Raw genomic sequence first — 25,415 nt, 5'->3', positions numbered from 1 at the left:
ATCTCTTATCCTCAGAAGCCAAGTCCCTAACGGCAACTGAATCAAAGAGATGCGTTCAACGAGTACCACCGCAACGGCTGGGTAGAAATAGACATAATATCGCGGAAAACGTGCTCTTCAGTCTGGCTGACACGGCAGACTGAATGGCGTGGAACTTCAGCCTCACTAATTACATAACAGACAATACCGACACGAGCCGCTTACTATTATGACACTGTAGCCGGATGATCTACTGTGATTACTCTAAAAACGTTGTATACCCGTTATCTTTCAAATTGCCTCTTGGTTGGCTGCACTCACTCACCCCGGTCACATAGTTCTCTATGCTCCCGGGGATTCGCTCCCTTGCCGTCGCGATCCATCTTGAAATCCATTGGGTATATAACATTACACACTATCTACACTGATATGAATCATCTGAGTCCACGGATAGTTGCTGATTAAGCATAAACTCCACCGCAGCTGTATAACCGGCTGAAGAATCCTCTTCCTACAGAAGTACGTTGAAGACTGAACTGACCCATTCCGTTCCTTCGTACCGCAGGAAAAGTCTGGCAATCTTACTTAAGCTCTGGAATATCGATCATGAATTCTGAAATACCTGTTTTTCCGGACTTTGCCGGGTAAATAGGGAAATTACGGCTGTCCCCCAAGCCAAGGTCTAAAGTAATATTTTTACTTTCACCTGGTAAAGCAGAGACACCATTAATCGTCACGCCGAAGGCCGCATCCTTACGAACAGTGAGCACACCATCCTGTAGTCCTGTTGCAATGGAACCGTCTTTTTTACGCAACTGACTTGCATAAAGTACAGCAAGGAGGGTATTGTCAGTCGTTCTAAGCGAACTACTTACTGCCAGAGTTTTCAGATTTTCCATGCGAACCAGATTATTGGGCAAATAGTTAAACTCGACACTTTCATCCTTGCTGTTATTCATTTCGTCGGTGGCAGTGACTGTCAACGTATAGGTTTCCCCATCTGAAATTGAAGGAAAAACTCTTGGATAATTAGGTGTATACATATTATCTCCAACTTTAACCCAGGATAATTCAACCGAATCAGACACTGGCCCACCTCGCAAAGTCATCCTTGTCATTGAGGGTTTTGTCAGCGCATCAGAAAGCTTAATGCGGATATTTTCAAGTCCATAAACCGTCATATCCTTATTAATAGACTTATCTTCATAACTGATATTTACCATGGGGGGAGTGTTATCGACAGTAATATTCTCATATGCAAGGCTTGCAGTATTATCAAAAGAGTCTTTAGCATTGATTTGAATATCATAAACACCTTCAGGGATCTCTTTCATATTGAACACATAGGTATAGTTCCCCGAAGCCTGGTTTCTTCCGGTTTGTTTTCCTATCACTGAAATTTCAGCATTAGCCTTGGATTTATCTGTTAACCAGACGCGCACTATACGTACAGTATCAAAATAAAAACCATCTCCGGGTTGGTTTACGTAAACCTCGAGAATATTGGTTGCATCATTATATTTGTATCCTGTTACTGTTGGACCCAGAGTATGCCACGCGACGTTTTCCCATACAGGGGTCATGAACGTGGCCTCACTGCTTGATCGAATTTGATAACCATCATGCAGATAACCGGTAGTACCTACAGTGATATCTCTCGCGAGTGATATAGTGCAAAACGTTGAGCCTGCGGGAATATTGCAGCCAACAGGACCGGTAATGTTCTGAGCATAAGGACGAGCCTGTACGTTAAATCGGATGTTTGTCAGCTTTACAGGCATATCTTTAGCCTTTAAATTGGACCAACTGACACTGTTAAACCATGTACCATCAGATTTTTGCCGTTCAATAGCTGGTGATCCCCAGGCCGGAGATTTTAGCGAAGCCGCATCCCAAATGAGATCACTCTCCACGCCTGTCAGGTATCCGCCCCCCCACTCATAGGTGTTCTCCACCCTAACGTAGTTGCCATCCAGTAAGCCCTGAGGAAGTTTTAACTCAGCATAAACATAGCTGGCATCCTCTGAAATGACATTCACGCCGCCATACGCATTGATCAGTGTGATGCCTCCCGTTCTGTAGGGTCGCCAGTTGGATTTAGGTACCCGGACGACGAGGCGATAGGGGTTTTCCAGAACGACAAGTCCGGGCTTATAGGCAACATATCCAGATGCTATCCCTGGAACAACACTGGTATTGACGCGAGAATCATAGACTGCGAAGCGAGTATACTCACCAATCTGGTCATCATATTTAAACCTTTGCGGTGGAATGGTGAGGATATTCCCGGCCTTATCCTTAACGATAAAATTGAAAGTGAACTCTTCATTAAGATCACTGCTGGGCATCCCGGCCCCGGTGCGCTCATCTATTGCCCAAGTGAAGAAGGCTCGTTTATTAGCAACGTCATAGCTGAGAGCATTATCAGAAACTACAGTCCCATCAGCTCGTTTAATGATTAGCTTGATTGAGTCGATCCCGCTGGTATCCTCAATACCGTCCGCAAAAATATTATGCTGACCGAAGCCGGCACGCCCCAGCTCCCATAACGGACCACTAAGCACCATACTGTAACCGGTGTTCGGGTCCGGATAAATTCTGGTATATACAGGCTTAGTCTTATCAACAGTAAATTGATAGGTATTACTGCTGACGACAGCCTGCTTGAGATCGAGGGTTTCATTGACCAGCGTATATGAACCTTCACCAAGGGCCGGGAGCGTCATATCCTTACCATAATACTCAGTACCGTTCTGCGCTATTACCCGATCTGCCACCCCGACAAGCGTAGTGTACCCGGAGTACATTTGCGCCTGGTCGCTGTCGCGAGTCACGGTTATTTTTTCGTAGCGGTCAAGTCCGGAGATCAGGTTAAGTGTAATGTTACCTGATGGATTCAAAAGGGTTTGAGTAACCGGGCGTACACTAACCACCGTGTTGTTCGTATCCTGAAACGAGAAGTTATAAACCAAAGCACTGGCGGGAAGACTGGTTAACTCGATTACAATCCCCACCATTCCAGCAATGTATTTTAAACGCATAGTCAGCCCCTTATCTGATATTAGCCACATTGTACCGGATGAATATCGGTCAAACGGTCTAATTAGGGGTACTGAATTTCTTACAATTCAGCTAAAACTGGGAAAGTTACTTTGCCTGACAGTTATCTGTAATAGAGTCAGGATGCAAGAAACCAACCTCGTTATTTTCAACGAGGTTTATCAGCGGCCTGAGTCGGGCAGAAGCCCGACAAAAGGGTGTGATACCACATAGAAATTTCTATTAGTGAATCAACACAATTTCACATTCCGCAATTAACCCACCTTATTCAGAACCGCGTTTACCCCTGAATACTCTGGACTACCCGTTTCAAGCATTTTCTGATCAGATGACGTAGCACCTGCTCTGCTATTTTCATCACTGTTATTCGGTGAATTTTTGTCATCATTCCCAGCACGTTTATTGGCCCGACGCAGCTGCTTCTGCTCTGTTTTAGAAATGTCTTCTTTTAATGTTAAAAGCATTTCAATGGTTGCTCGGTCGAGCTTAACAGTGACTTCGTCCTGATCTTCAGGAATTTCTATAAGTTGTTCACACAGGTTAGTGCAAAAGTGCTTTAAACCTTCGACAGCTCGCGTTGCCAGTTTGGGTGGAACGCGAGGTTCTTTAAACGACGAAGGTTTCACGCGAAGAACCGGCGGCGTACTACTGGCTTTTGCGCGCTTATGGGATGCCATAATACTTGCCAACTCATTTTTAATAAAAGCGATAGCCTCTGTTGTGCCGAGTTGATCAACCATTTCTAGCACCGTTGTGTAGGAGACGTTATCAGCATGAATATATTTTTTTAACTCCAGCGGTAACGTCGTCAGTCGAATATAGTTCGTAACAGTTACAGCAGAAACACCCTGATGTTGGGCAACACGTTCCGTGGACCAACCGCCAAGCCCTGTAGTGAGGCGCTTGTAGGACTCACCGATTGCAACAGGCGATAATGGCAGACCTTTGTTACCACTCAGGGTTTGCAGTTCGGCATGTAGCTCATCACCCGTGAATTCCAAGCAAATGAAATTTTCAACAGAATGGCCTTCAGCGATAGCCTGTTTTGCAGCGCGTAAACGGCAATGCCCCTGACGAATAAACGGCTCACCATCAATAAGTTGAACTTTGACTGGATCGATTTCTTCCCCACGAATGTACGCATCCTTAATGTGTTCAATATGGGCAGCAACTTCAGGCAAAAGATAATAGTCATCTCCCATACCCATTTCACGGGTATTGAAGCCTGGCGTAACCTTAATGATCAATGGATCAATGTAGAACGCCATATTGGCCGTAGAGCATCGGTCGTGATTGTTCGTGCCAAACTCCCTCAAGTTACGGATGTACCTGCCAGAAGACGTTTTTGTATTGAAAATGCTTGCCTCACCAATCATTCGATTCTCCATTTCTGCATCACTATCTACTAATTCAACTATTGCAAAAGCATACCGTAGGCTGTTTGGGGTAAATTTCATTAAAAGTAACTTTTTTCAGAAGTTGATGTCCACATGTGAAATTTTATGAGTTCAACCCTTGCTCCATCATCTCAGTTGCTCTGTAGCCGCTGTTACTGCCGTACATAAGTCACAGGCCATAACAAACAAGCAAGGTTCTCAAATACCTAGAAATGCAGTGTGTATTTGTATGATTTAAACAGGTGTTTATATTACAAACTCATACAAACACCCAGAAATCTCTTAGTTCAAGTAATGAGTAAAATGGTTATACCCTATGGATTTCAAGATGCATCGCGACGGCAAGGGAGTGAATCCCCGGGAGCATAGATAACTATGTGACCGGGGTGAACGAGTGCAGCCAACAAAGAGGCAACTTGAAAGATGACGGGTATATATTATATGTACATATAGAGATTGTTTACATTGCTCTGGCACTACAGATGATCAACCCCTCTATTCCAAAAGCAGCACACATACAAGCCAAAATCCCCCACTCAAGTGGTCATGACGAACCCACTATGCAGGTAAGATCATCAGATAGATTCCTTATGAGGTCGTACTGCATGTCTTTAAGCCATTCCCAGGAACTGGACTTAATTAACTTTACCGGGAGAATTTTTTGCCTGAGCGATTCGCATGGTCACTACTCCCTGTTCAGTCAGTTAATAAATGCAATAACCGAATTACATCAGAGTCAGAAATAATGCGTACCGCTAACAGCCGTCTTAAACAAGCATTATTGGCAACCCTACTTACGTTTGTCTCCTACCCTATTCTGGCGACTTCAGAACCTCAAAAGATGCTGGTCGCCACAGAGCAAAGAGAACCAACTTCGGATACCGTTCCGAATATTATTGATCTTAGTTTTTCCTGGGGAGATGGAAAATGGCTGGTTAATCAGGCAAGACGCCCCGTCATCAGGACACATCTGGATAAGATTAACTACGTAAATCTTATCAACATATCACGCCATGCTGTCCTAACTATCGTTATCCCTAAAATCGACTTTAAAGTAATAGCAAAAAATAAAACCCTTCTGGATAATCCAGTCGAAATCAGCTCCGACGAAGCAGGTAAAAGTTTACTTTGGCTGGAACCTCTCTCCAGTCTTACCATCTCGTTTAGTAACAATCTCGCAGAGACGCCTTTACAGGCTGTTGTAGCGCTCACGAAAAATGAGCCAGACGCTCTGGCAATATTTGGGCCAAAATCATTAGACTCCTTCTCATTTTCAATCCCCGAAACTGATAAGGCATTACGTTCAACTGAACAACTGGGGCTAAATGAGAAAAAGCCTCCGGTTATAACCAAAAACATCAAAACGCTAAAAACAGACATTCAAACAGCCAGATTATCCCCGAGCTACACGTATCATGTGATCAGTGCAGGAAAAGTAACTCATATGGAGTTTTCTTCAGAAGTCTATGTAACCGGAAGAAATACTATGGTTGGAGGATCGGGATACTGGACTCGGGAAATGGTCTTTTATCCAGGCGAAAAAATGGAAATTAACGTCCCTCACAGGATGACACTAAGGATGAATGATGACTAATAAATTTCTGGTATCAATCTCTCTGCTACTAACCGGATGTACCTCTATTGACCGTATAAACGATACTGTTCCGTCGATTGATTATTACTTATCCCTAGAAGCTCAAACTACTGCCAATACGAATGGCAAAGTTGCTTTTTTTGTGGAAAGTGCCGGGACTGACATGTTTCTTTTGGCTGGAAATGGCACAAAAAGTTTCATAGAGCTTAGCAATGTCACATTTGCTGGCAGCAGATGCAGCTATTCGACACGTAAAACTCAACTTATACCGCCAGGTACTATCATGACCTTCAAAGCGCCAACAATCGGCCTAATTGGTCTGTGCTACACAAATGAAGACCAGATGATACTAATTTCAAACCCATTCCGCTCAATAACTAACAAGCCAAAAACATCAGTCACCCTCCCCTTATATTTCAGTTTAGATTATATATTCCCTGGTCAACCAGAAGAAAAAAAGAAATATAAATCAATCAATTACTTGCTTAATTTTGATCGGCGAGGTGTTTGATGAAAAAACTTATGTTCTTAACTTCGTTGATGTTGTCTCAACCTGTTTGCGCATTTCCCTACAAGATTGTGACAGACCCGCCGGGCGCCTCAGTAAAAAATGTTTTAACCAATGAGGTCATTGGTTTATCACCAGTAGTAGTGGATGTTGCTAATACAGAAGCTGGTTCAACATTTGGCATTTCGTATTACCGGTATGAAAATGTTGCTGTCCGGATTGTGACAGTTCCACCGTCTGCGGAAAATGGATTTGCAATCTCAGGCCCGGCAGTTGTGACTATGTCATTGCCTGGGAAAACTCCACTAAAAGTGGATAACAACGAGAATAGTGCCACTGTTACGATTCAACTTAAACCCTACATGTCTGAACCAGTTCGCGTTGCCGCTACCAATGATAATTTTTAAGATTAACCTGCCGGGAAAGACCGTGGAGAAAACGAGCGCGGCAGGCCGCACTCGTGTAACAATCAGGCTACTCTGATTCCGAATTTTTCGCGCATCTCTTCCTCATAAAGCCGATCTATGGCTTCTCCATAGGTACAATTAAACTTTGCCTGTATGTCCCATAAGCGGTTACGGTCTCGAGAGTCAGTTGTAAAACATAACTCCATCTTCCTATCAACATACAACCGACAAATTTCCTGAACGTTCTCAAAACGAACCAGTAGCTCTGAGAATACACCTTTTTCGGTCCGGATATTCTTCATACGTTCGTATTCAGCATTAGACGTAGAAAAATATTTGTTCTTTTTCATCGCCTCTATTGCCTCTTTTTCCTGCTTCAGAATAATTTTCCACGGGCTGTTGTTAGTAAGAGCACGTCCCACGGCGGATGTGTAGTAATCCTCAAAACTCTGGGTTATACAAATACCTGCGCAGTTTGTTTTCCTGAAGCGTCTCCAGGCGGCTTCAAGGAAAGAAGAGAAAAAATGATTATTGGCATGATTACCATTGCTGTTAGCGTTGTCCGGCCTGATGTATTCCCATGCTTCATCTAACAGGAAGAGACGTCGACGACCATCACGTTTGACGAACATAGCGTGTTGAGCTGCCTGGATGATAGACATCAGAACAACAGTTTGCAGGTGAGGGGTACCTTTAAGCTCTTCTAACTCCAACACGATGAAACGACTGTCAAAATTTATCGGGGGCAGCTTATCTGTAAAGCGATGACCATAAATGCCGCCATCTGACCACGCACCTAATTGAGCGCCTATATCTTTAATGCGTTGGTCATGAAAGTTACTGCATCGTTTAGCAAAATTTGTTACAGAGCCAGTTCGACCTTCCTTTTTGGCTTCATTGTATTCTTCAGAGATCAGGCTAAGCATTATGGATTGTTGATAGTCATCAATCTGTCCAGACTCGGATGCCATCATTTTCAATTGATTGAGCACCATAATGGTTTGTGCAACACGATCCTTAGCCGTGTCTCCACTGGCTTCCTCTTGCGTGTCGTGGTAACCATTGGATGTAAATGCTTCTGCAATTTCACTTGCATCCTCTGTGATATCAGTCAAAAAGGCAAATGGATTAAGAGTGAATGTAGGTGTTTTACCAAAATCGATAAACTGGCTGTTGGAATACTGTTCAGCAATACCTTGGTACGAGCGGCCAACATCCACAACAAAGACCTGGGCTCCATCCGGATCGAATTCGCTATAAGCATTGCTTTTAAAATGCTCGATTGCGTCTCTGTAGTGGATTAACTCATTAAGCCGTGGTCCAGCACCGAGATAATTGTTGATAAGATACCCTGAAAAAAATGATTTCCCCGCACCGGATGTAGCTCCAACAACAACATTATAACTGGCTGAGGTTTTGAAAATGTCGAGGCCGATGAGCTGGCCCTCTCGTGAGACAAGGTTAATAACAGGATTAGGCGTGTTGCCTTTCCATGGTCCAAAGATTGGGGTGAGGTGGGCAGCTCCACTGTTCGTCATGACTTCAAACCGGTCAAGTTCGAGTACCGTTTTCGCATCATTACACATTGGTAACATTGACATTAATGAAGGGAAAATGATGTAGGAATCATCAGTAAGATTTACGCGGCTTTCCAGATAAAATGACTTCATCTGTTCAGCGCCGGTACACACCTCTTCATAACTTTCACCCATTACAGTAAAAGTCAGGTACCCCAGTAGCAGTTTTGCGCCGTCCTCCAGCTCTTTAGTTATGGACATATAATCGTTGTCCATATCACGTAGGCGAGGACAGAAAGTTAGAACAATCGGTATGCTGGCTTGTTTATTGGTAATTGCTTTGTATCTGACGTTTTCACTTTTGAGTTTATTATGATCAGCAAACACCACAGTGAAATTTATCATGAATGGGTTGTAAACAGTTTTTCGTCCATGCATCCAGTTAACAACTAATTCATACATGCAGCCGAAGTTGACATACTCCGGAAATTTACGAACTGATAGTTGCTTGAAGTACCGGTTTTCAGACTTATCGCTATTGTTCGTCGTCGAAGAGAAATAATCATGTTCGATAGTGTATTTCCTACCTGGAACATCCACTTGTTCATTTAGATGACGAAGTGTATTGAACTCTATGTTGCCTTCAGCCCATCTGGTGTTTTTACCTGGGTTGAGAAGTTTATCCATGCAATAAAGCCAATTTTCAGCACTTGCAGGATGAGGGAACATCCCCATGGTTTTCAGTTTACTGACTATCTCAGAATACAACATGTCGATACGACGGTGTTCAAGCTCAGTGGGTAGTGCATTCTGTAATGGGATTGTGAATGAAAACCAAACCTGAAAATCACGGAGTGTCAGCTGATCATAATGAGGTTTCAAGGGTTCATACTGACTACGGATAAAATAATCAAGCTGGTAAGCATTCAGAAGATCCGCTTTTTCTTTGTCTTTGCCAGTCATACGCCCACCACGGCTTGATGCCCATGAGCTCAATGGCATGATCAAATCAGGCAACCCAGAAAAGGTAACCTGACAGACTGAATTCACAGGAAAATCCATTTTATACAGTTCAGAGAGTATATCTTTTTGATTTTCATAAACTCCAGGAGAAGGGTTGCAAATGTACATAAAGCCGAGTTTATTGCCGTCTATCAAAAAGTAAGGTGTACCTTCCAGCTGGTCGAAAATAGGTATATAAGAACCCAACTTATGACGTTTGAGTTCCTCATTAAGCTTCTGAAAAGATGTCACATTATCTCCTTACAGCTGACGGATCACGCCATTCGAGCTAACAGCCTGAGTAGCACGCTGCTGTTGCTGCATATTGTCACGAGCAGCATCCTGAACTTCGAGAGGAACAATACGAGCCGGATTGTCAGTTGCATTTTTTCCGGCGATCCATGTCTGAGGTTTCACGTTGACATACACGTATCCAGGCAAATTCAGTGCATTGTTATCGTCTGTATACGGAGCAAACGTAATACGCATTACTTTACCCTGCTGAAGCACGGCCAGAGGCTCTGGTGCGACTACGGATTGTTTATAGCCCTGAGAGCGATATTGCTGAATGTTATTCGCCGACAAGGTAGGGTTCACCGGTTGACCGTTATGTATCGAATAGAGGTCTTTAGCACGAGGGATATCTGCATTAGGCTCATAATAACGTGGTGCCGGGGCGCTCTGAACCGCCGTGGATTGTACTGGTTGATTGTGCAGTACCTTCGATTTAGGATAAACAACACCACCTGGCGGCGTTATCTCCGCAGGGTACCGACTGTCATTGACAGTCGATTGCCCCTTTCCCTCATTTTTCTCTCTATTAAACAAATTGCTAAGATCGTCACTGTTATTCGTAAGCTCCATGACTTCCCGTGGTCCTTTACAAATCACACCTTTTTCCATGCCGGGGCATTCCGATTCAGAGCTACCGATTGTGCATCCAGTCAAATAAGAAGCCGAACCAACAACAATTACGCTTAACGCAAGTTTTTTTAAATTCATGATTTAACCTTTATCGGATGCAAACGGGTTTTTCAGAAGGGGCTCAACGCTTTGTTTTAACCAAGCGTCAAAATCCTGGGGAATACCATTACCTGCAAGACCATCTTCGCGAACGACAGACGGTATACCCTGAAGGTTATACACGCTGGCTAACATCAGGGATGCCACTAACGGCTCGACTGAGCATTCTTGTGATTGCTCCAAAGATAGCAATCGTTTTTCAACGTCGTCTTTATTACCGGTTAACCACTGCAATACATCAAAATCAGTAATTTTAAATTTCTCTTTACTACACCATAGTTGACGTAATTTATTTTTTGCTGCTCCAGGCGTCGGGATTAAAACAACATCAACATGATATTTCTCCCGGTTGTCATAGAATTTTTTAATGAGATCTTGGCAACCATCACAATCCAGCGAAATAAAAATCGCAGCTTGACGATTGAGTTTTGGGTTACCCAGCGATATTGAAGATACAGTAGAAAGAGGAAAAGGGGCTTCTTTGAGTTTAATAAAGTAACTTTCCCTTAATTCATTTACTGAATACAGTTGGGTGCGCTTCATGACATCTACCAGGCTTCCACCATTAATTGTGTAACGCCCTGTAGTTGTTACTGCCATAAGTTGCTTTTTCTCATCTTCAAAAACGAATAATCCACCTGAAGGAATAAAAATCGCATCTTTCGGTTTATATCTCCGCATTTGAGATAGCAATGCGTCGAGTTTGGGCGTTACCACTCCACCATCTTTTGCTGTACTCATTAACACATTTGCATCCGTATCATTAAATACCTTTGCATCTGCCTTAACGGTCGAACATAGCGACATTGAAAGCGTTGCGAATAGCAACGGAAGTAGCTTCTTCACCTGCTCTGAACCTCGTAGATCGTTTCAGGAATTCCTTCCGATTTTAACTCTTCTGCAAGGTCAGCCAGTGACAGATATGGAACCATTTTCGTGTTTGGTGGAATTGTATATGTTAATTTTATATCGATTACGAGATATCCCCGAACCCGATAAAGTGCCATCAGTTTTCTGAGGTATGTATCAAAATTACTGTTTGCGGAAACCGTTGGATCAGCCTTGTATTTTTCCTGGACTGCTAAAAAATCAAATACAGCAATTTCTGGCCCCGAACGACCAAAACTACTGAAATTTACCTGACTGAAAAAACGATATCCGAAAAATACTGCGGCCATAACTAGGCCGCTTATTACAACCACCCAAAGTAACTTTTCAAGTTCAAATTCAAGTGTTACCTTTCTCTTTAGCGAACGTGGTGCTACATGCTCATTTTCTGATGTTGCCCGTTCGTCTGATTTAGGTTCGTTATTCATAGTTTCCACTCTTACCTGGATACAAGGTTTGTCGGAATCGTTGCGCCGGATTGAACAACGAACGTGATCGGACGACCTGGGCTAATCTCAACTACCGGCCATTGTTGTTCTGCGATGCTCGTGTAGTAATCAACAAGACGATTCAAGCCACCGCTTGCTGCTCCAGAGCCAGCCAGAGCGCCTAAAGCATCAAAATTAGGAGTTTGATACTTAGCTTGTGAATTAGGGTCGATATTGAGAGACGAGACCCGGCTAGGGCTGAGACTACCGGCAAGGGCGGAAAGTCCACCAGCTACTGCGGAACCAGCAATTGCATTACCGTTACGGCTTATCAAAGTGCCTTTGATACCGTTTTTACCATCAAATTCGCTCACAGCGTATGCTTCAAGCTTCACATCAAACGCTTTACCTTTTGAGTTAACGCATGAAATAGAAGTCGCCCGGATATAAGCTCGTTGCGAGGCAAGGTCACCAACCGCAGAACCGAGTAAGTTGCAGTCGCGAAGATCCATCGTAAAATTGTTAGGCAGAATAACATCTTTTTTAATGCGCATAGTCACAGGCATAGGTTCAGACTTGGAAGAAATGCTCGTTGGGGCTTCAAGGCCGGTAACCAGCACACCAGTGATAATTGACGTTGCAGGCAAGAACATCTCATCTTTACGCGCTGCATGCCGAGCTTTGCTATCAATCGGTGTAGTGCCATCACCTTTTACAGTTCTGTTAGAAGCAGGGGTTGCGCTCGGGGCGAAAACCTCTTTACCTTCTTTAATCATTTGTTCAGATACCGACGTTACCTCGATGATGCCGTTGTTGCCACTAGTTTTGATTGATGACTGAGTGATAGTACGCATTGGATTCATTCGTTGAGGCTGAATAACACCGTTTGCTGCGAATTCACCGTTTACCGGGGCATTTCTATTGAGCTGATAGGGGGCATTACCCGGAGCAGTTGTGTCAGGCTGACTATTTCTGGGATTACGTGAATCAAGGCTTCGGTTGCCATTGTTGGCCTTACCCAACTGCACATCAGCAAGTTGCTGAGTGACTGCCTGGAGCTGCTGGCGCAAACTTGCCATCTCAGCCTTTGTTTCAGCCTGAAGCTTTTCTGCCTTCTCACGATCCTGTTTAGCTTCCTGCTGGTCCAGACGGTTCTGTTTTACAATGTCGGCATATACCGCCTTTGCTTCCTGACCACTGAGCTTATTCATTTGCGAATCATCAAGCAGGAAATTGGTCTGCATATCCTTTTTATCTGTTTTAGTCTGCTTTTTGACAGGCTTGGTGAATAAAGCCTGACTTATAGCAAATATCAGCGTCAGAATTAACATAATCAGAACTGAGTAACGAAATGACTTATTCGTGGCCCACGTTTTTTTAATATCCATAACTCAACTCCATTACTTAGGTGCAAGATAACGTTTTATCTTGAGTTGACGATCTTGATCAGATATTTGAGGCACAATGTAAGGTTCCCCAGCTTTTGCCCAATTATCATTGGAGCTGAAAGTTACAGGTTCCGGCACATTATGGCTTTTTAGTACCGAGTGATAACTCTCTCTTCCACCATCAGCTTTATCGTATTTTTTCTGCACTTTGGTTGTCGGTTCAACTTCGTCTGAACCAACAAATTTATTCTTAAGAGTGGTATCAGATAACCTGATAACGCTTTGCTCTGAATTAAGTACATCACGATATTCGACCACCGGATTACTCGGGATAATTTCTATTGTGCTGCGTCTTATCTTTGTAGACTGGTAATAACATCTACTCGCAATGAACACGGCAAATGCCACCAATCCGTATCGGGCTATAACTAGCAAAGTTACTTTTCGATCCATCTTTATTATTTTTTAATTAAGCTCGGTCGGGTTGTTACTCTAGCCTGACGCTCCTGGTAAAGTTTATCCCGGACAATATATAGCTCGGTTTCTTCCCCAGGCTGCAAAAATGCCTTATCAAAAATCGCACTGGCAATAACACCTTCGCTAATACACTGCTGGTCAGGGACAATCTGACCATAAGGTTTGTCATTCTTCACTAGAACAACATCGATCAACTCACGCGCACCTACTAGGCGTTGACCTAGTTTGGCATACATGCTGAAACGGCATGGTGTTTGTTCTGACACAGGGATACGGCTTAGACGATCAGTCTGGAGGCTAAACCCATTTGGGACTTCACCGAGAGCAACCGGCGTTAGCAAATCGATAACGCGTTGCTTATGATCGTCTTGTTTGGCGTCCTCATGTTGCATTTCTGCCTGCTGAGAACGTTCAAGCATTTGTTGATACTGCTGATCATCGATACTCTTTTCACGTTTCGCCGTCATTGCAGATGTGAGTTGCGTTGAAACCGAGATCATTGCGCCGGGTACATCCAGAGGCAAAAGCGTTAGGTTGTAGGTACTTTCCGGCACATTGTCTTCCGATAACATAATGCCAATAGGGCGGTCGCTGTTTGTGGTGATATAGACTGCACCACCATCAACATAAATGCTTGCATCTTCTACTGAAGCTGATGTGGAAACGCTGGCATTTTTGAAAGTAGTAAATATACGGTTTTGCAGACCACGGGAAATGGGTAACACAACATTTCCTCCAGGCGGAACATTAATACGTTGACTCTGCTGATATCTGTTTCGTGCTTCGTTGTAAAGAGCTTCTGATTTGCTCGTTGATGCACTTTGAGCATGTTGTGCTGCACCTTCTGCACCATTATTTACAGTTCGACCGTATTCATCAACCTTCGACTTTTTGGCATCCAGAAATGTCGTTTTTTTTGCTAAAGCATCGGTAATAGAGTTGACTGCTGGGGAGAGCTGTACTGACGGTAAATCGGTAGTCGGTTTTTTAGCAACTGACAAAGCATCCGTGACAACTTGCTGAACCTTACCTGAATTGTCCGGTACAGCGATAGCTGCGTTGTTATTCACCTCAGCCGGGAGCTGATATTCTCCGGCGTAAGCTGTATGAACTGCCATTAACAGCGCAAAACAAATACTCCTGTATTTTTTTTTCATACTTAGTTCCCACCTGCTTGCACTGGCGCATCATCTAACTTAGCCAGCTGCTCTTTGCCGTTTATTGTTACTTTTTTGATGTTTGGTGTACCGGCGTACTGTTTGACGTACGCGATTCTAGGACGTCCATTCTTCATCCCGAGTACCCATTCATATGTCCATCGTGACGATTCTACTTTGTCTGGCACGTTAATCAGTCGAGTAGTCTTATTACCCCAAACGTAAACCACGTCATTTTTTGGATCGTAGTAAATATCGTTTGGGGAGAATGATTGGTCTACACCGCGAGTTGCCATCAGCGTCGCTTGATTTTGTAACTCCTCGGAGGTTTTGGCCTGGAGTTCAGGGGACAAAGCTTCAGTAATGTAGTCAGTTACAAAATTGATATTTTTGGGATTAATATTGCCAACCATGGTGCTGAAAAACAGGGCCCACTGAGTTTTATAAGATTCGGACGTTTTATTGCCGATTAGCTTTATCTCTTCGGTCATGTTTGGCGGAGTGATAATCGTTATCGGATCGCTAAAAAACATGACCTTGACGACTACTGCGGCAACAACAGCTGCAAGCAGAATATTAGATTTAACAATTTTAGCATTGCGTAAAATTAGTTCACTGTACGTAATACCTGCACCCGACTCTTGCGACTGTTGGCTAAGTAACTTTCGGATGGGTTTTAAACGACCTTTGTCCTGAGACAGATCATCAGTTACATTCTCCTGAACAGGGGATTCAGATTTTCCCAGAGTCACTAATTTTTTAATCTGGCTGAGTAATTTCATGTACTGCCTCTTACGAATACAGTTCGCGAATGAACGGGTCAGTAAAATAGCGGCTTGAGTAAACAAACGTTCCCGGTAGAAATCCTGTCCACCATAATCTGTGGCGCATTAACCCTCTTTTTCCGAGTTCCAGAGCTTTGTTGTATGCATACCAATAAACCACTGCCACTACGGTCGCGAGTGTAAAGCACTCAAAAATATTACCGAAAGCCATAACTAAAAAAGCGACTCCCAGCTGTTTAGCGTCCCAAAACAAAATCAGTAACGGGAGATTTATCCGGTACGGGAAGCGATATGTATGATTCAGTGCTGTTTGTTCGTTCACGATAACCTCTGTTTAAGAGGGGGTGGCCCCCTCAAAAAGGTAATTAGAGAGGAACCCCTGCGTCCATAAATCCGCTGATGATCTTTTCACCGTTAGCCAAAATCAACATCATTAAAAAAGAGACAACGGCCAGACCTGGATTTGGCTTAAGAACTGAAAAGTAACCAGCAGAGAACAACATTGCTGCTGCAAGGATTTTGCCGGGTGCGCCTGTCAAGCTCTCAGTCATATACGCCCAAATGTCACCGAGCGCACCGTCGTCAGAACCAGCAAAAGCCATTGAGCAAACAGCCAAACTCAACAATAAGCACAACATCAATTTTGCAGTTGTGCTTTGGTACCACCCCTTCTTTTCAGTCGATGAGGTTGCTGTAGAAAAGTTAGTAGAAAGTGATAATTCCATCTTGGACTCCGTTAATGTGGAAACATATTGACTAGCCGAATCATCATAAACGTCGCCATTTTGAGTCACGGCCAGATAGAGGCCCTTTTTTCAGGATTTTGTGAATGGATAAAATCTATGGTCACTATATGAACGCATCCCGTTTGCAAGACAGATTTTGATTAATGAGGGCTTGCTTAAATCTATCCAGCGTCTCTATGGGTGAGGACGCCCGCGCCTTGATGAGTTCCCCGAACTTCTGCGGCAGGTGAAACACTATCCACTTCTTGCGAGACTTCCAGCGTCAGCACATTCTTGATAATTTCGCATAACCCAGAGCGTAAGTGCTGGGTAGGTAAAGTCAGCAGAAAGGCGGTATCGGCAAAAACCGCTTCCGGTGTGTGAAAACAGCCGATGAGATTTTTGCCTTGCGGCATATTAACCGCTTGTTTGAGTGAGATAACCGAATCGCTCATTGCAAGCAGCGTGGTAGGTATATGCACTAAGCGAATACCACGAAATAATAGAAGCAATAGCATGTGGAGAACCCTCTGTGATAACAAGCGTTTCATTGGCAGGGTTAGTAATGAAGTAATACGCACTTCCTCTTGTCAGCAGTTTGCTGTGTTGCATGCTGAAAGTGCCTGCACTACCAAAGGTACCAACATGTTGACCAGCAAAATGGGCACCATGTGCCTGAGCACAGTCCTCTATCAACAGTAAGTTGCTTTGTTCTGCTATACGCCGCAGGGCATGTAGGTCAGCAACAGCCGATCCGAGATGTACAACTAATAAGTCAACTCTTCTGTTATAGGTTATATACCCAATAGATTTCAAGATGGATCGCGACGGCAAGGGAGCGAATCCCCGGGAGCAGAGATAACTCTGTGACCGGGGTGAATGAGTGCAGCCAACAAAGAGGCAACGCTATGCCGCCAGGCCGATTGAAAAAGGGCCGCATTAAGGTCCTCATAGGGACTCAATTAACAAGCCACCCAAACGAACTATCGTTAACTATCCACGGTGATAAGCAGTACATCCAATGATACCGCTCCGCAATTCCCATCAATTTTTCAGCCTTTTTAATCGTGCTTAGTACCAAATCCTTGGGAACGGATCAACTGATTCATTACTTTCAGATCTACCCGTAGATCGTCAATATCGTTATCCAACAAACGCTGATGCATTTCACTAAATGCGACACTCATTTCCCGCATCCCTTGATAAGTCAGTAATCTCACCTCTTCGAATTGTCCGCTATTAGCATTGTGTTCCTTTAACGAAACACAACGCTCCAATGACTTGACGAGCATTGGCAAATAACGGTTGAGAAATAATTTACCGGGCGTGACATCCCTAGCATCAGCTCGCATACAGCCAATGATCGCCTGCGTTTTCTCCTCAATCTGGCTAACCAACTCCTGTATCTCATATGTCATGCCAGACTTATAACTCTTGATCTGAGCCAATTGTTGATAATATTCCGCAAACTCTGCCAGCGCTTCATCTTGCCGACGCTGCTCCTCTGCTTGTTGACGAGCAACAATCTGTTGTTGGCGTCGCAACGCTTTTTGTCGCCGGAGATGGCGCCAAGATTCAATAAATGCCGCTATCAGCACGATGGCAAAAAATGCAACACCGAACCAAGCAGGAATAGCATGGGTATCCATTCTAAACAGCAATACAATAATAAGCGCTGCTATCAGCAATAACGGGAATCTGCTTACCTCTAGTTTACGTTGTCTGATAATAGTGATGAGCAAAGTCGCTAACCCACCAAACGACAACGCAACAGCCCACAGTCCCGCCAATGGACTCAACACCACTACCAACCAACCGGCCAAAGTTGCCAACCTATGTGGACGTGGCGGATAAAGAGCTAATAATCCGATATAGCCTGATAATAGCACCATGCTGGAAATATGATGATCATCCGCAGGCAAGGTCAAAAAAGACCAAGGAACAAACAGAGCAACACAAGCCAACGTAAACGCGAGGACAAAAACTTTGATATGAAACAGTACTCGCGATAAAGACCGCTTAATGCTATCGAGCAAGGATAACTCTTCCTGTTCCTGCTGCTGTGCCGCATTATGGTCAGCCGATGATTGAGGTGTGGGCATATATATATTTTACTCTTATCTATTATCCATTACTGTCAGGAAGCATCTTGAGATGATTAATATTGTGCATTAGCCGCCGCAGTTAAACGCTGGCGTAAATTATCTTCCATTGAAGATAGCTCTTTCTCGATTTCAGTCCGCTTAATACGCGCTTCTGACGCAATGCGCATTGTATCTTCAATCGTATTGACCAAACGACTCTGCACATCACGCAGGGTTTCAATGTCAACGATAGAGCGTTCCACTTCAGTCGCCGTTGCAATGCTGCTCTGTTGCAGAATTTCAGCATTTTTACGCAATAAATCGTTGGTCGTATCAGCCACCTCTTTTTGCAATTTAGCCGCTTTACCCTGCGCTTTCAGTGACAAATTGAGTACCATCTGACTTTTCCAGATTGGTAATGTCGAAAGGATACTACTCTGGATCTTTTCCGCCAGTTGCTGGTTGTTATTTTGTACAATACGAATCTGTGGTGCAGTCTGTATAGCAATGGTTTTTGACAGCTCCAAATCATGAATACGGCGTTCAAAACGATTAATATCTTCCAGCAAATCTTTAACACTCTGCGCATCCATCATGTCTTGAGACGTTGCTGCCTTTCTCTGTAGTGAAGGCAATTCCACTGTTTTAATCTGTTGTAATTTCTGTTTGCCCGCTTCAACATAGAGCGATATTTCTTTATAAAAACCCAGATTACGATCGTAGAGTTGATCTAATACAGTAATATCACGCAGCAAGTTAAGCATTGCATTATCCAGATGAGTGGCAATGGTATCGACTTGCTGTGTTAGTGTCTTCTGATCAATCATGGTGCGTTCGACTTTCTTAAAAATTCCACCGATCAACGGTAAATTTCTTAGAAATCCACTGCTTTTCTCTTCTACGGATAACGCATCATGTTCGCGAATAAACATGACTAAAGCTGAAAGTTTCTGACCTACTTCATTGGCTTCTTTCGTCCGTACATTATCTAATAAAGTATCGGCAAAACGAGCAATTTCCCCCATCGGCTTGGCACCATAACTGATCACCGCCGCAGGTTGAGAAATATCGATCTTATCTATTAATGCGTTGAGATGTTCTTGATCAACCAGAGTAGTTGACTCATTGATAACCATCTCATGACCGAATGTTGGGGTAGGTATAACTTTAGTGCTCATGAAATAATCCTGTTAGCTGAATAGGTAAAATAATCATATAAAAAATAGGAATATTATATGGTATCTATGACATGTTTAAAACAAGTTCTATTTCCTGCTTCGCTTGTAAATATTGACATATAAAATAAAAAATGCCTGCATAAACCAGCGTTATAAGCTAAATCTTAAGCGACCTTAATTATATTGAATACGTAATGTTCCCTAACTAAAAAAGAACTTTTCAACAATAACATTGTTGTCAAACTCATCCTGTGAACAAGTTTCAGAAAATTTCCTTGGTTAACTATAGAAGAAAAACTTTAATTCTTTAATTCTTTAATTCTTTAATTCTTTAATTCTTTAATTCTTTAATTCTTTAATTCTTTAATTCTTTAATTCTTTAATTTTAAACATTAATAATAAATTTCAATATATTTACATGTATTCTTATATACATCATCTATCCCACTAACATTCAATAAAATTCAACATTTATTATATACAAAATAAAAACTTTATTTTTTAGATTCAAGATAAATATACATATTAATTTTCAACATTACAAATAAATATTAAATAATTATTTAAAACAACCTTTGCCAGAACCAATCCATTAAACACAAAACCTATTTAATTAAACAGCAACATTAAAAAAATAAAATTTATGCAATAAAAACAAAAAGTTAACAAAAAATAACTTTAAAAAATTAATAAAAAATGAGAGTAAACCTGCAATAATAAAATAATATTTTCACATTAATTAATCCTTTATAAAACATTATTATCATCTTCATACATTAAAAAATCATAAATTCAATTTATATATTATTGTCAAATACAAAAACAGCCCTATAAATCGGGCTGTTTCTGCAAGCTATTTCTAATAGCCCATTGTCATCCAACAGCATTAATGCTGTCTGCATGATCAAGTTATTAATCCCAACTTTCTCGAGTATTTAAGTAATTCAGTCACCTTATGAACTTTGAGTTTTCGCATCATATTAAGGCGGTGAGTCTCTACTGTTTTAACACTAATACTTAGCATCTCCGCAATATTACGGTTGCCATTACCTTCGTTGATTAGCTGTAATATTTGGCGCTCGCGTCGAGTAAGTAATGTACTGTCATCATTCGTTCCCTCCCCTAACAGGTGAACAGCCTCCTGATTCAGGTTAGGATCAACGTAACTTTTTTTGGCTGCAACGCTGGTAATTGCAGCCAGTAATATCTGCTGTGAGCTGGTTTTCAAAACATAAGCTAATGCCCCAGCACGTAATACACGGCTGGCCGTTAATTCATCATCATGGGCAGTCAGGGCAAGTATGCGCAAATCTGGCCAGCGTTGGCAAAGCTGTGGAATAATATCTAATCCATTTAACCCCGGAAGGCCAAGATCAAGAATAACAATATCCGGTACCAGATCCCGGCAGGCAGCATAAACAGATAGCCCATCATCAACCTGCGCGACTACTTGATAACGCGGATATGCAGCAAGAAGGTTCTTTATTCCATCTATGATCAGCTCATGATCATCCACTAGCAAAACTTTATAGCAAATCATATTAGGACCTCGCGGAAAAAGGTGCATTCTGCTCGTGTTCCTCAGCAGAGCACAGTGTTGCATTAATTAATTTACGTAGTTTCATCAGCTCATTCTCTTGCGGCAGAGCGCCGTTATGTACCTGGTTTTCCATTTCAACAATGATACATAACAACGAATTAAGCCCTGCCTGCCCACTCACTCCTTTCATAGAATGTAAGAGCTTTTCTAATACCTCCTGTTGAGTAATATGTTGTTCAATTTCGTCGAGTAAAGTTAATAATTCCCTGCGAACCTTTTCTTGCATACGTAATAAGTTTATGGACAGTAATGGCTTGTCTGTTTCTTGCTGTATCATCAAATCAATATCACGCCGTAACTGATATTCTGCTGTCATCTCTAATATTTGGGCCAATTGGTTAATCGTAACCGGTTTGGATATGTAATCATTCATTCCTGCCTGAGCAGCGCGCTCTTTTTCCTCGGCAACTGTATTTGCCGTCAGAGCAACAATCATGCACTCTGAGTCTTGATTGTCAGAATCAATACGCCAAAGTCGAGTGGTTTCCAGACCATCACATTGTCCCGGCATCAATATATCCATTAAAACCAGATCAAAGCGGTAACGCCTGCCTAACAATAATGCTTCTGTACCATCCTTAGCGTACTGCACTTCCTGACCTAACCGGGTCAGCATCATGCCAATGATGTCCCGGTTCGTCTCTGCGTCATCCACTAATAACACACGCATACGCCAAGGCTGTAACGGTACGTTATCCTGCACAGGTGGCGGTGCTCCAGATAGCTGACGCTCTACAATATCCCGCAAACGACCCGGCAAAAAACGTAAGTCATTGGCGGATAACTCGCCGTAATGCTGTTCTGACAAACAGGTGAGGCCCCATGCCATGAGTTGACGATGTAAAACCAATGGGGCATCGACTTCCCCCTGCAATAACTCTGGCTCAATAAAATCTGTCAGCGGCAGTTGAAATACCACGCTGGTTCCTAAGCCAAGAGCACTGTTGAACCTCAAACTTCCTCCCATCATTTTGGCTAGCGTAGCCGCAATAGCCAGCCCAAGCCCAGTGCCTTGAGCATGTTCTTGCACCTGATAAAAGGGATTAAATACCGATGAGATATTTTCTGGTGCCACACCACACCCGCTATCAGTCACATCAAAAATCAGCGTGTTATCTGAACGGGTAACAATCAGACAAATACCGCCATCATCGGTAAACTTGCAGGCATTTCCTAACAAATTCACCAGAATCTGCCTTACACGGATTGCATCAAGAACTAATGATTGCGGCACATCAGCGGAGACAAAAGTTTCTAACGTCAACCTTTTATTGTGTGCCATTCCCTGTATCGTCGCCATTGACTGATCCAACAATGTTAACAACGGGCAAGTTGCATACTGTAATTCAACCTGCCCGGCTTCAATACGCGAAAAATCAAGTAATTTATTGATAATAAACAGTAAAGATAATGTACATTGGTGTGCCGTTTCTGCAAGTTGCAATTGTTCGTTGTTCATTTCGCCAGTTTTCAGCAATTCCAATGCACCCAGCGTTCCGCTAAGTGGTGTTCTCAATTCATGGCTGATCGTCGTCAGATGGCGACTTTTACGCTTATTGGCTAACTCTGCCTGTTGCTTTGCTTCCGTTAATGCTTTGGTGCGCTCTGCCACCTTATTTTCTAATGTGAAATATTGCTGATTCAGGGTATCAAGTAACGCATTGTAAGCTCTGGCTATTTGGCCCAACTCGTCACGCCGATTCTCCGGCAGACGGACATCCAGAGCGCTCGGCCCAGTTTTATCAATAATATCCACAAACTGCCATAACGGTTTGGCTAAGTAATGATGCAACATCCAGAATAAAGTCAGCGTTATCATTAATAAAATAACCAACGCAAAGGGAAGTTGAATAATCGCCTGATCAATGACTTCCTCAAATAGACCTCTGGTAGGATACAATACCAATTGCTGCCAACCGGGGCCTTTAAGCTGGATACGTAATACCTGATAACCGGGAATATATTGCCAGCCATCATGTAATTTGACTTTTTTCAGCAATGCTAAAATATGTTGCTCTTGATCCTGCGGTAATTTCCCTTTGAAAAACGGCAATAATTGTTGATTGCTGTTCAGCCAGAGATCAATGTCATAATTAGTGACTGCTTGCCCGTATGATAATAGATCATTGAACTTAATCGCGTATCCAGTCAATCGCCCCATTTTATCACTCGCAGCAACCGAGATACTCCAGCCACTGCCGGGAATATGCTCCGGCTGTCCCCAATAAATATTATCGTGATTGGGACTCATAGGAAAATTCGCCAATTCAAGACACCGTTTGACAAAATAATCATCTGAGATTTTTTCCGGAGGATAAATCGATATCCCTTGAGATCGCTTAAAAATAAAGCTGTCCAGATAATAAGCTTGTCCGGCAGCGCCATATGCCTGAATAAACCAGTTATCCTGACTTATTTCGTGATCGGGCCGACAAATATTGCCATCGATGGGAAGATATTTGCTATCAGTATTCGACGTAATATTTTTATCATTTTCATACTTTTCATAATAAGCGTCATAACGCCTCGCCAGCTCCTGCGCATCTTTCTCTGCGCCTTCAAAACGATGATTACTTAAATCTGCTCGTAAAGTCGCAAGATGTGATAGCTCATTCATCATATGCTGGTGTGCATGTTTGAAAGAAAAAAAGGCCGTCGCTATGACAGAAATCAACCATATAAGAAATAGCGTAAGTGATAGAAACAGAGTGAGTTTAATCACTAATGATGAACGTGTTCTCATTTTATAATCTCCTTATTATTCAGAGATATTTCCTGGTGAAAAACCCAAATTACTCTGTGCCTATCACGTTAAATTAACCACAGGTTTAGCCGTTACCTTATTGGGTTATATCTTTCCGGTACTCTATACTCAAGAAAAACACACTAGAAGATAATAAATACTTTATGGCAAATAACAATCAGATAAAACTTATCAAAATTATTTAACTAAATTATGATCAAGATCAATTTTACATTTATTTCATCTCAACAAAGCCCAAACGAGAATGAATATCTGCCAGCGAAACATTTTTATGATCACTGGCAGTCGATTATTCATAAACAGAAGTTTTCCTTTCCCACAAGCAATACTTAATGTGGGAAAGGATGAGTGCTTTTTAAGCAGATTGCCGAGTTAAGCTACTTGGTAGGTGTTGGTATAGGTGTTGTTTGTTATTCATTCCTCACCATTCCATTCAGATGAACTTACTCCACTCCCGCTACTAAAATTAGCCGTATACCGAGCATCCATTTTTTTCCAAAGATATCGTTGATCTCTCTTTTTCGCATCTACATATTCCTTCCATTCCTTCCATTCCTGTTCGTCCCTCGTTTTTTCACTTTTCCATTCCTCCGTCTTTTGTTCCCATTCCTCATACAGATCGCGTTCCCGTTTCTGTTCCCGTTCCTCTTTCTGTCGCTTCTTTTCCTCTCTCTGCCGATTCCTTTCTTCTTTCTGTCGCTTCCTTTCTTCTTCCTGTCGCTTCTTTTCTTCTTCCTGTCTTTTCGCTTCCTCTTCCTGTCTTCTCTTTTCCTCTGCCTCACGCTCTCGTCTTCTTCTATCTACTTCTTTCTTCTTTTTCTTTAATTCCGCCTCCATAGAATTCCTAGGCTTAGATGACTCAGAAGATTCCGGTTCATTTTCCCGCTGGCGCTGCAATTCTTCTTCCTGTTGACGTCGTAACTCTTCTTCCTGCTGACGTCGTAACTCTTCTTCCTGTTGACGTCGTAACTCTTCTTCCTGCTGGCGCCGCAACTCTTCTTCCTGCTGGCGCCACAACTCTTCTTCCTGCTGGCGCCGTAACTCTTCTTCCTGCTGGCGCCGCAACTCTTCTTCCTGCTGGCGTCGTAACTCTTCTTCCTGCTGGCGCCGCAACTCTTCTTCCTGCTGGCGCTGTAATTCATTTTCCTGCTGGCGCCGCAACTCTTCCTCCTGTTGACGTCGTAACTCTTCTTCTTGCTGACGCCGTAATTCTTCCTCCTGTCTCAACCAAGCATCCTGTGCTTCTCGCTCCAATCGCTCTTCTTCCTGCTGACGTCGCAATTCTTCTTCCTGCTGGCGCTGTAATTCATTTTCCTGCTGGCGCCGCAACTCTTCCTCCTGTTGACGTCGTAACTCTTCTTCCTGCTGACGCCGTAATTCTTCCTCCTGTCTCAACCAAGCATCCTGTGCTTCTCGCTCCAATCGCTCTTCTTCCTGCTGACGTCGCAATTCTT

Annotated in this window: 22 protein-coding genes; 3 read left to right on the top strand and 19 right to left on the bottom strand. The window is 42.9% G+C overall.

All coding sequences use genetic code 11. The annotated features are described in order from the left end of the window. Positions 1–560: 560 nt before the first annotated feature. Together EAE89_RS05450 and EAE89_RS05445 are read right to left on the bottom strand one after the other, a co-directional pair. Positions 561–3,020 (bottom strand): Ig-like domain-containing protein, encoded by a 2,460-nt coding sequence (locus tag EAE89_RS05450; protein ID WP_244866193.1) that lies wholly within the window; start codon positions 3,018–3,020, stop codon positions 561–563. 273 nt (positions 3,021–3,293) lie between these two features. Next, positions 3,294–4,496: a DNA-binding protein gene (locus EAE89_RS05445; protein ID WP_214085484.1), complete on the bottom strand. Its 1,203-nt coding sequence runs from the start codon at positions 4,494–4,496 to the stop codon at positions 3,294–3,296. A 601-nt stretch (positions 4,497–5,097) separates the two neighbouring features. On the opposite strand from EAE89_RS05445, the gene EAE89_RS05440 reads away from it, so the two are divergent. Genes EAE89_RS05440 through EAE89_RS05430 form a run of 3 tightly spaced genes read left to right on the top strand, consistent with a single transcriptional unit; the run spans position 5,098 to position 6,945 of the window. Then, positions 5,098–6,030, top strand: a complete 933-nt coding sequence (locus EAE89_RS05440; protein ID WP_149616959.1) for a hypothetical protein — start codon at positions 5,098–5,100, stop codon at positions 6,028–6,030. After that, complete coding sequence (locus tag EAE89_RS05435; RefSeq protein WP_214085483.1) at positions 6,023–6,541, top strand: hypothetical protein; 519 nt, start codon at positions 6,023–6,025, stop codon at positions 6,539–6,541. The genes EAE89_RS05440 and EAE89_RS05435 overlap by 8 nt, the downstream gene beginning before the upstream one ends. After that, positions 6,541–6,945 carry a hypothetical protein gene (locus tag EAE89_RS05430; RefSeq protein WP_054477192.1) on the top strand — a complete coding sequence of 135 codons (405 nt, stop codon included), beginning with the start codon at positions 6,541–6,543 and terminating at the stop codon, positions 6,943–6,945. The genes EAE89_RS05435 and EAE89_RS05430 overlap by 1 nt, the downstream gene beginning before the upstream one ends. A gap of 62 nt (positions 6,946–7,007) precedes the next feature. Here EAE89_RS05430 and EAE89_RS05425 read toward each other — a convergent pair whose 3' ends face one another. From EAE89_RS05425 to EAE89_RS05345, 17 genes are all read right to left on the bottom strand, one after another. Continuing rightward, on the bottom strand, positions 7,008–9,716 hold the full coding sequence (locus tag EAE89_RS05425) for a TraC family protein (protein ID WP_214085482.1): 2,709 nt from the start codon (positions 9,714–9,716) through the stop codon (positions 7,008–7,010). Between the two features lie 9 nt (positions 9,717–9,725). Continuing rightward, complete coding sequence (locus EAE89_RS05420; protein ID WP_054477189.1) at positions 9,726–10,466, bottom strand: TraV family lipoprotein; 741 nt, start codon at positions 10,464–10,466, stop codon at positions 9,726–9,728. Between the two features lie 3 nt (positions 10,467–10,469). Further along, positions 10,470–11,333: a thioredoxin domain-containing protein gene (locus EAE89_RS05415; RefSeq protein WP_054477187.1), complete on the bottom strand. Its 864-nt coding sequence runs from the start codon at positions 11,331–11,333 to the stop codon at positions 10,470–10,472. Next, positions 11,330–11,803, bottom strand: a complete 474-nt coding sequence (locus EAE89_RS05410) for a hypothetical protein (RefSeq protein ID WP_149616956.1) — start codon at positions 11,801–11,803, stop codon at positions 11,330–11,332. The genes EAE89_RS05415 and EAE89_RS05410 overlap by 4 nt, the downstream gene beginning before the upstream one ends. Positions 11,804–11,814: 11 nt before the next feature. Continuing rightward, positions 11,815–13,191, bottom strand: a complete 1,377-nt coding sequence (locus EAE89_RS05405) for a TrbI/VirB10 family protein (protein WP_054477183.1) — start codon at positions 13,189–13,191, stop codon at positions 11,815–11,817. Positions 13,192–13,203: 12 nt separating this feature from the next. Continuing rightward, positions 13,204–13,644 (bottom strand): plasmid transfer protein HtdO, encoded by a 441-nt coding sequence (gene htdO, locus EAE89_RS05400; RefSeq protein WP_149616955.1) that lies wholly within the window; start codon positions 13,642–13,644, stop codon positions 13,204–13,206. A 5-nt stretch (positions 13,645–13,649) separates the two neighbouring features. Next, entirely contained in the window at positions 13,650–14,825 is a 1,176-nt protein-coding gene (locus tag EAE89_RS05395) for a TraK domain-containing protein (protein WP_054477179.1), read from the bottom strand. Positions 14,826–14,827: 2 nt separating this feature from the next. Next, positions 14,828–15,607 carry a TraE/TraK family type IV conjugative transfer system protein gene (locus EAE89_RS05390; protein WP_054477177.1) on the bottom strand — a complete coding sequence of 260 codons (780 nt, stop codon included), beginning with the start codon at positions 15,605–15,607 and terminating at the stop codon, positions 14,828–14,830. 10 nt (positions 15,608–15,617) lie between these two features. Then, positions 15,618–15,932 carry a type IV conjugative transfer system protein TraL gene (locus tag EAE89_RS05385; protein WP_262499970.1) on the bottom strand — a complete coding sequence of 105 codons (315 nt, stop codon included), beginning with the start codon at positions 15,930–15,932 and terminating at the stop codon, positions 15,618–15,620. Between the two features lie 43 nt (positions 15,933–15,975). Then, on the bottom strand, positions 15,976–16,335 hold the full coding sequence (locus EAE89_RS05380) for a hypothetical protein (RefSeq protein WP_054477173.1): 360 nt from the start codon (positions 16,333–16,335) through the stop codon (positions 15,976–15,978). Between the two features lie 182 nt (positions 16,336–16,517). Continuing rightward, the gene (locus tag EAE89_RS05375; RefSeq protein ID WP_167338257.1) at positions 16,518–16,790 is read right to left on the bottom strand and encodes a hypothetical protein; all 273 of its coding nucleotides are present in this window, start codon (positions 16,788–16,790) and stop codon (positions 16,518–16,520) included. After that, positions 16,753–17,151, bottom strand: a complete 399-nt coding sequence (locus tag EAE89_RS05370; protein WP_214085481.1) for a DegT/DnrJ/EryC1/StrS family aminotransferase — start codon at positions 17,149–17,151, stop codon at positions 16,753–16,755. Before EAE89_RS05370 ends, EAE89_RS05375 begins: the two co-directional genes overlap by 38 nt. Before the next feature lie 245 nt (positions 17,152–17,396). Then, complete coding sequence (locus tag EAE89_RS05365) at positions 17,397–18,437, bottom strand: 5-bromo-4-chloroindolyl phosphate hydrolysis family protein (RefSeq protein ID WP_054477167.1); 1,041 nt, start codon at positions 18,435–18,437, stop codon at positions 17,397–17,399. Positions 18,438–18,493: 56 nt separating this feature from the next. After that, positions 18,494–19,597: a toxic anion resistance protein gene (locus EAE89_RS05360; protein ID WP_054477165.1), complete on the bottom strand. Its 1,104-nt coding sequence runs from the start codon at positions 19,595–19,597 to the stop codon at positions 18,494–18,496. A gap of 904 nt (positions 19,598–20,501) precedes the next feature. Further along, positions 20,502–21,137: a two component system response regulator gene (locus EAE89_RS05355; RefSeq protein ID WP_054480642.1), complete on the bottom strand. Its 636-nt coding sequence runs from the start codon at positions 21,135–21,137 to the stop codon at positions 20,502–20,504. A 1-nt stretch (position 21,138) separates the two neighbouring features. Then, complete coding sequence (locus EAE89_RS05350) at positions 21,139–23,940, bottom strand: two component system sensor kinase (protein WP_214085480.1); 2,802 nt, start codon at positions 23,938–23,940, stop codon at positions 21,139–21,141. 435 nt (positions 23,941–24,375) lie between these two features. Then, positions 24,376–25,415: hypothetical protein (locus tag EAE89_RS05345; RefSeq protein ID WP_214085479.1), on the bottom strand; the 1,040-nt coding region annotated here is incomplete at its 5' end.

Origin of the sequence: Photorhabdus heterorhabditis, assembly GCF_018448905.1 — a bacterium.
Classification (GTDB): domain Bacteria; phylum Pseudomonadota; class Gammaproteobacteria; order Enterobacterales; family Enterobacteriaceae; genus Photorhabdus; species Photorhabdus heterorhabditis.
Note: the sequence above shows the minus strand (reverse complement) of the source record. Positions and strands in the feature narration are given on the sequence as shown.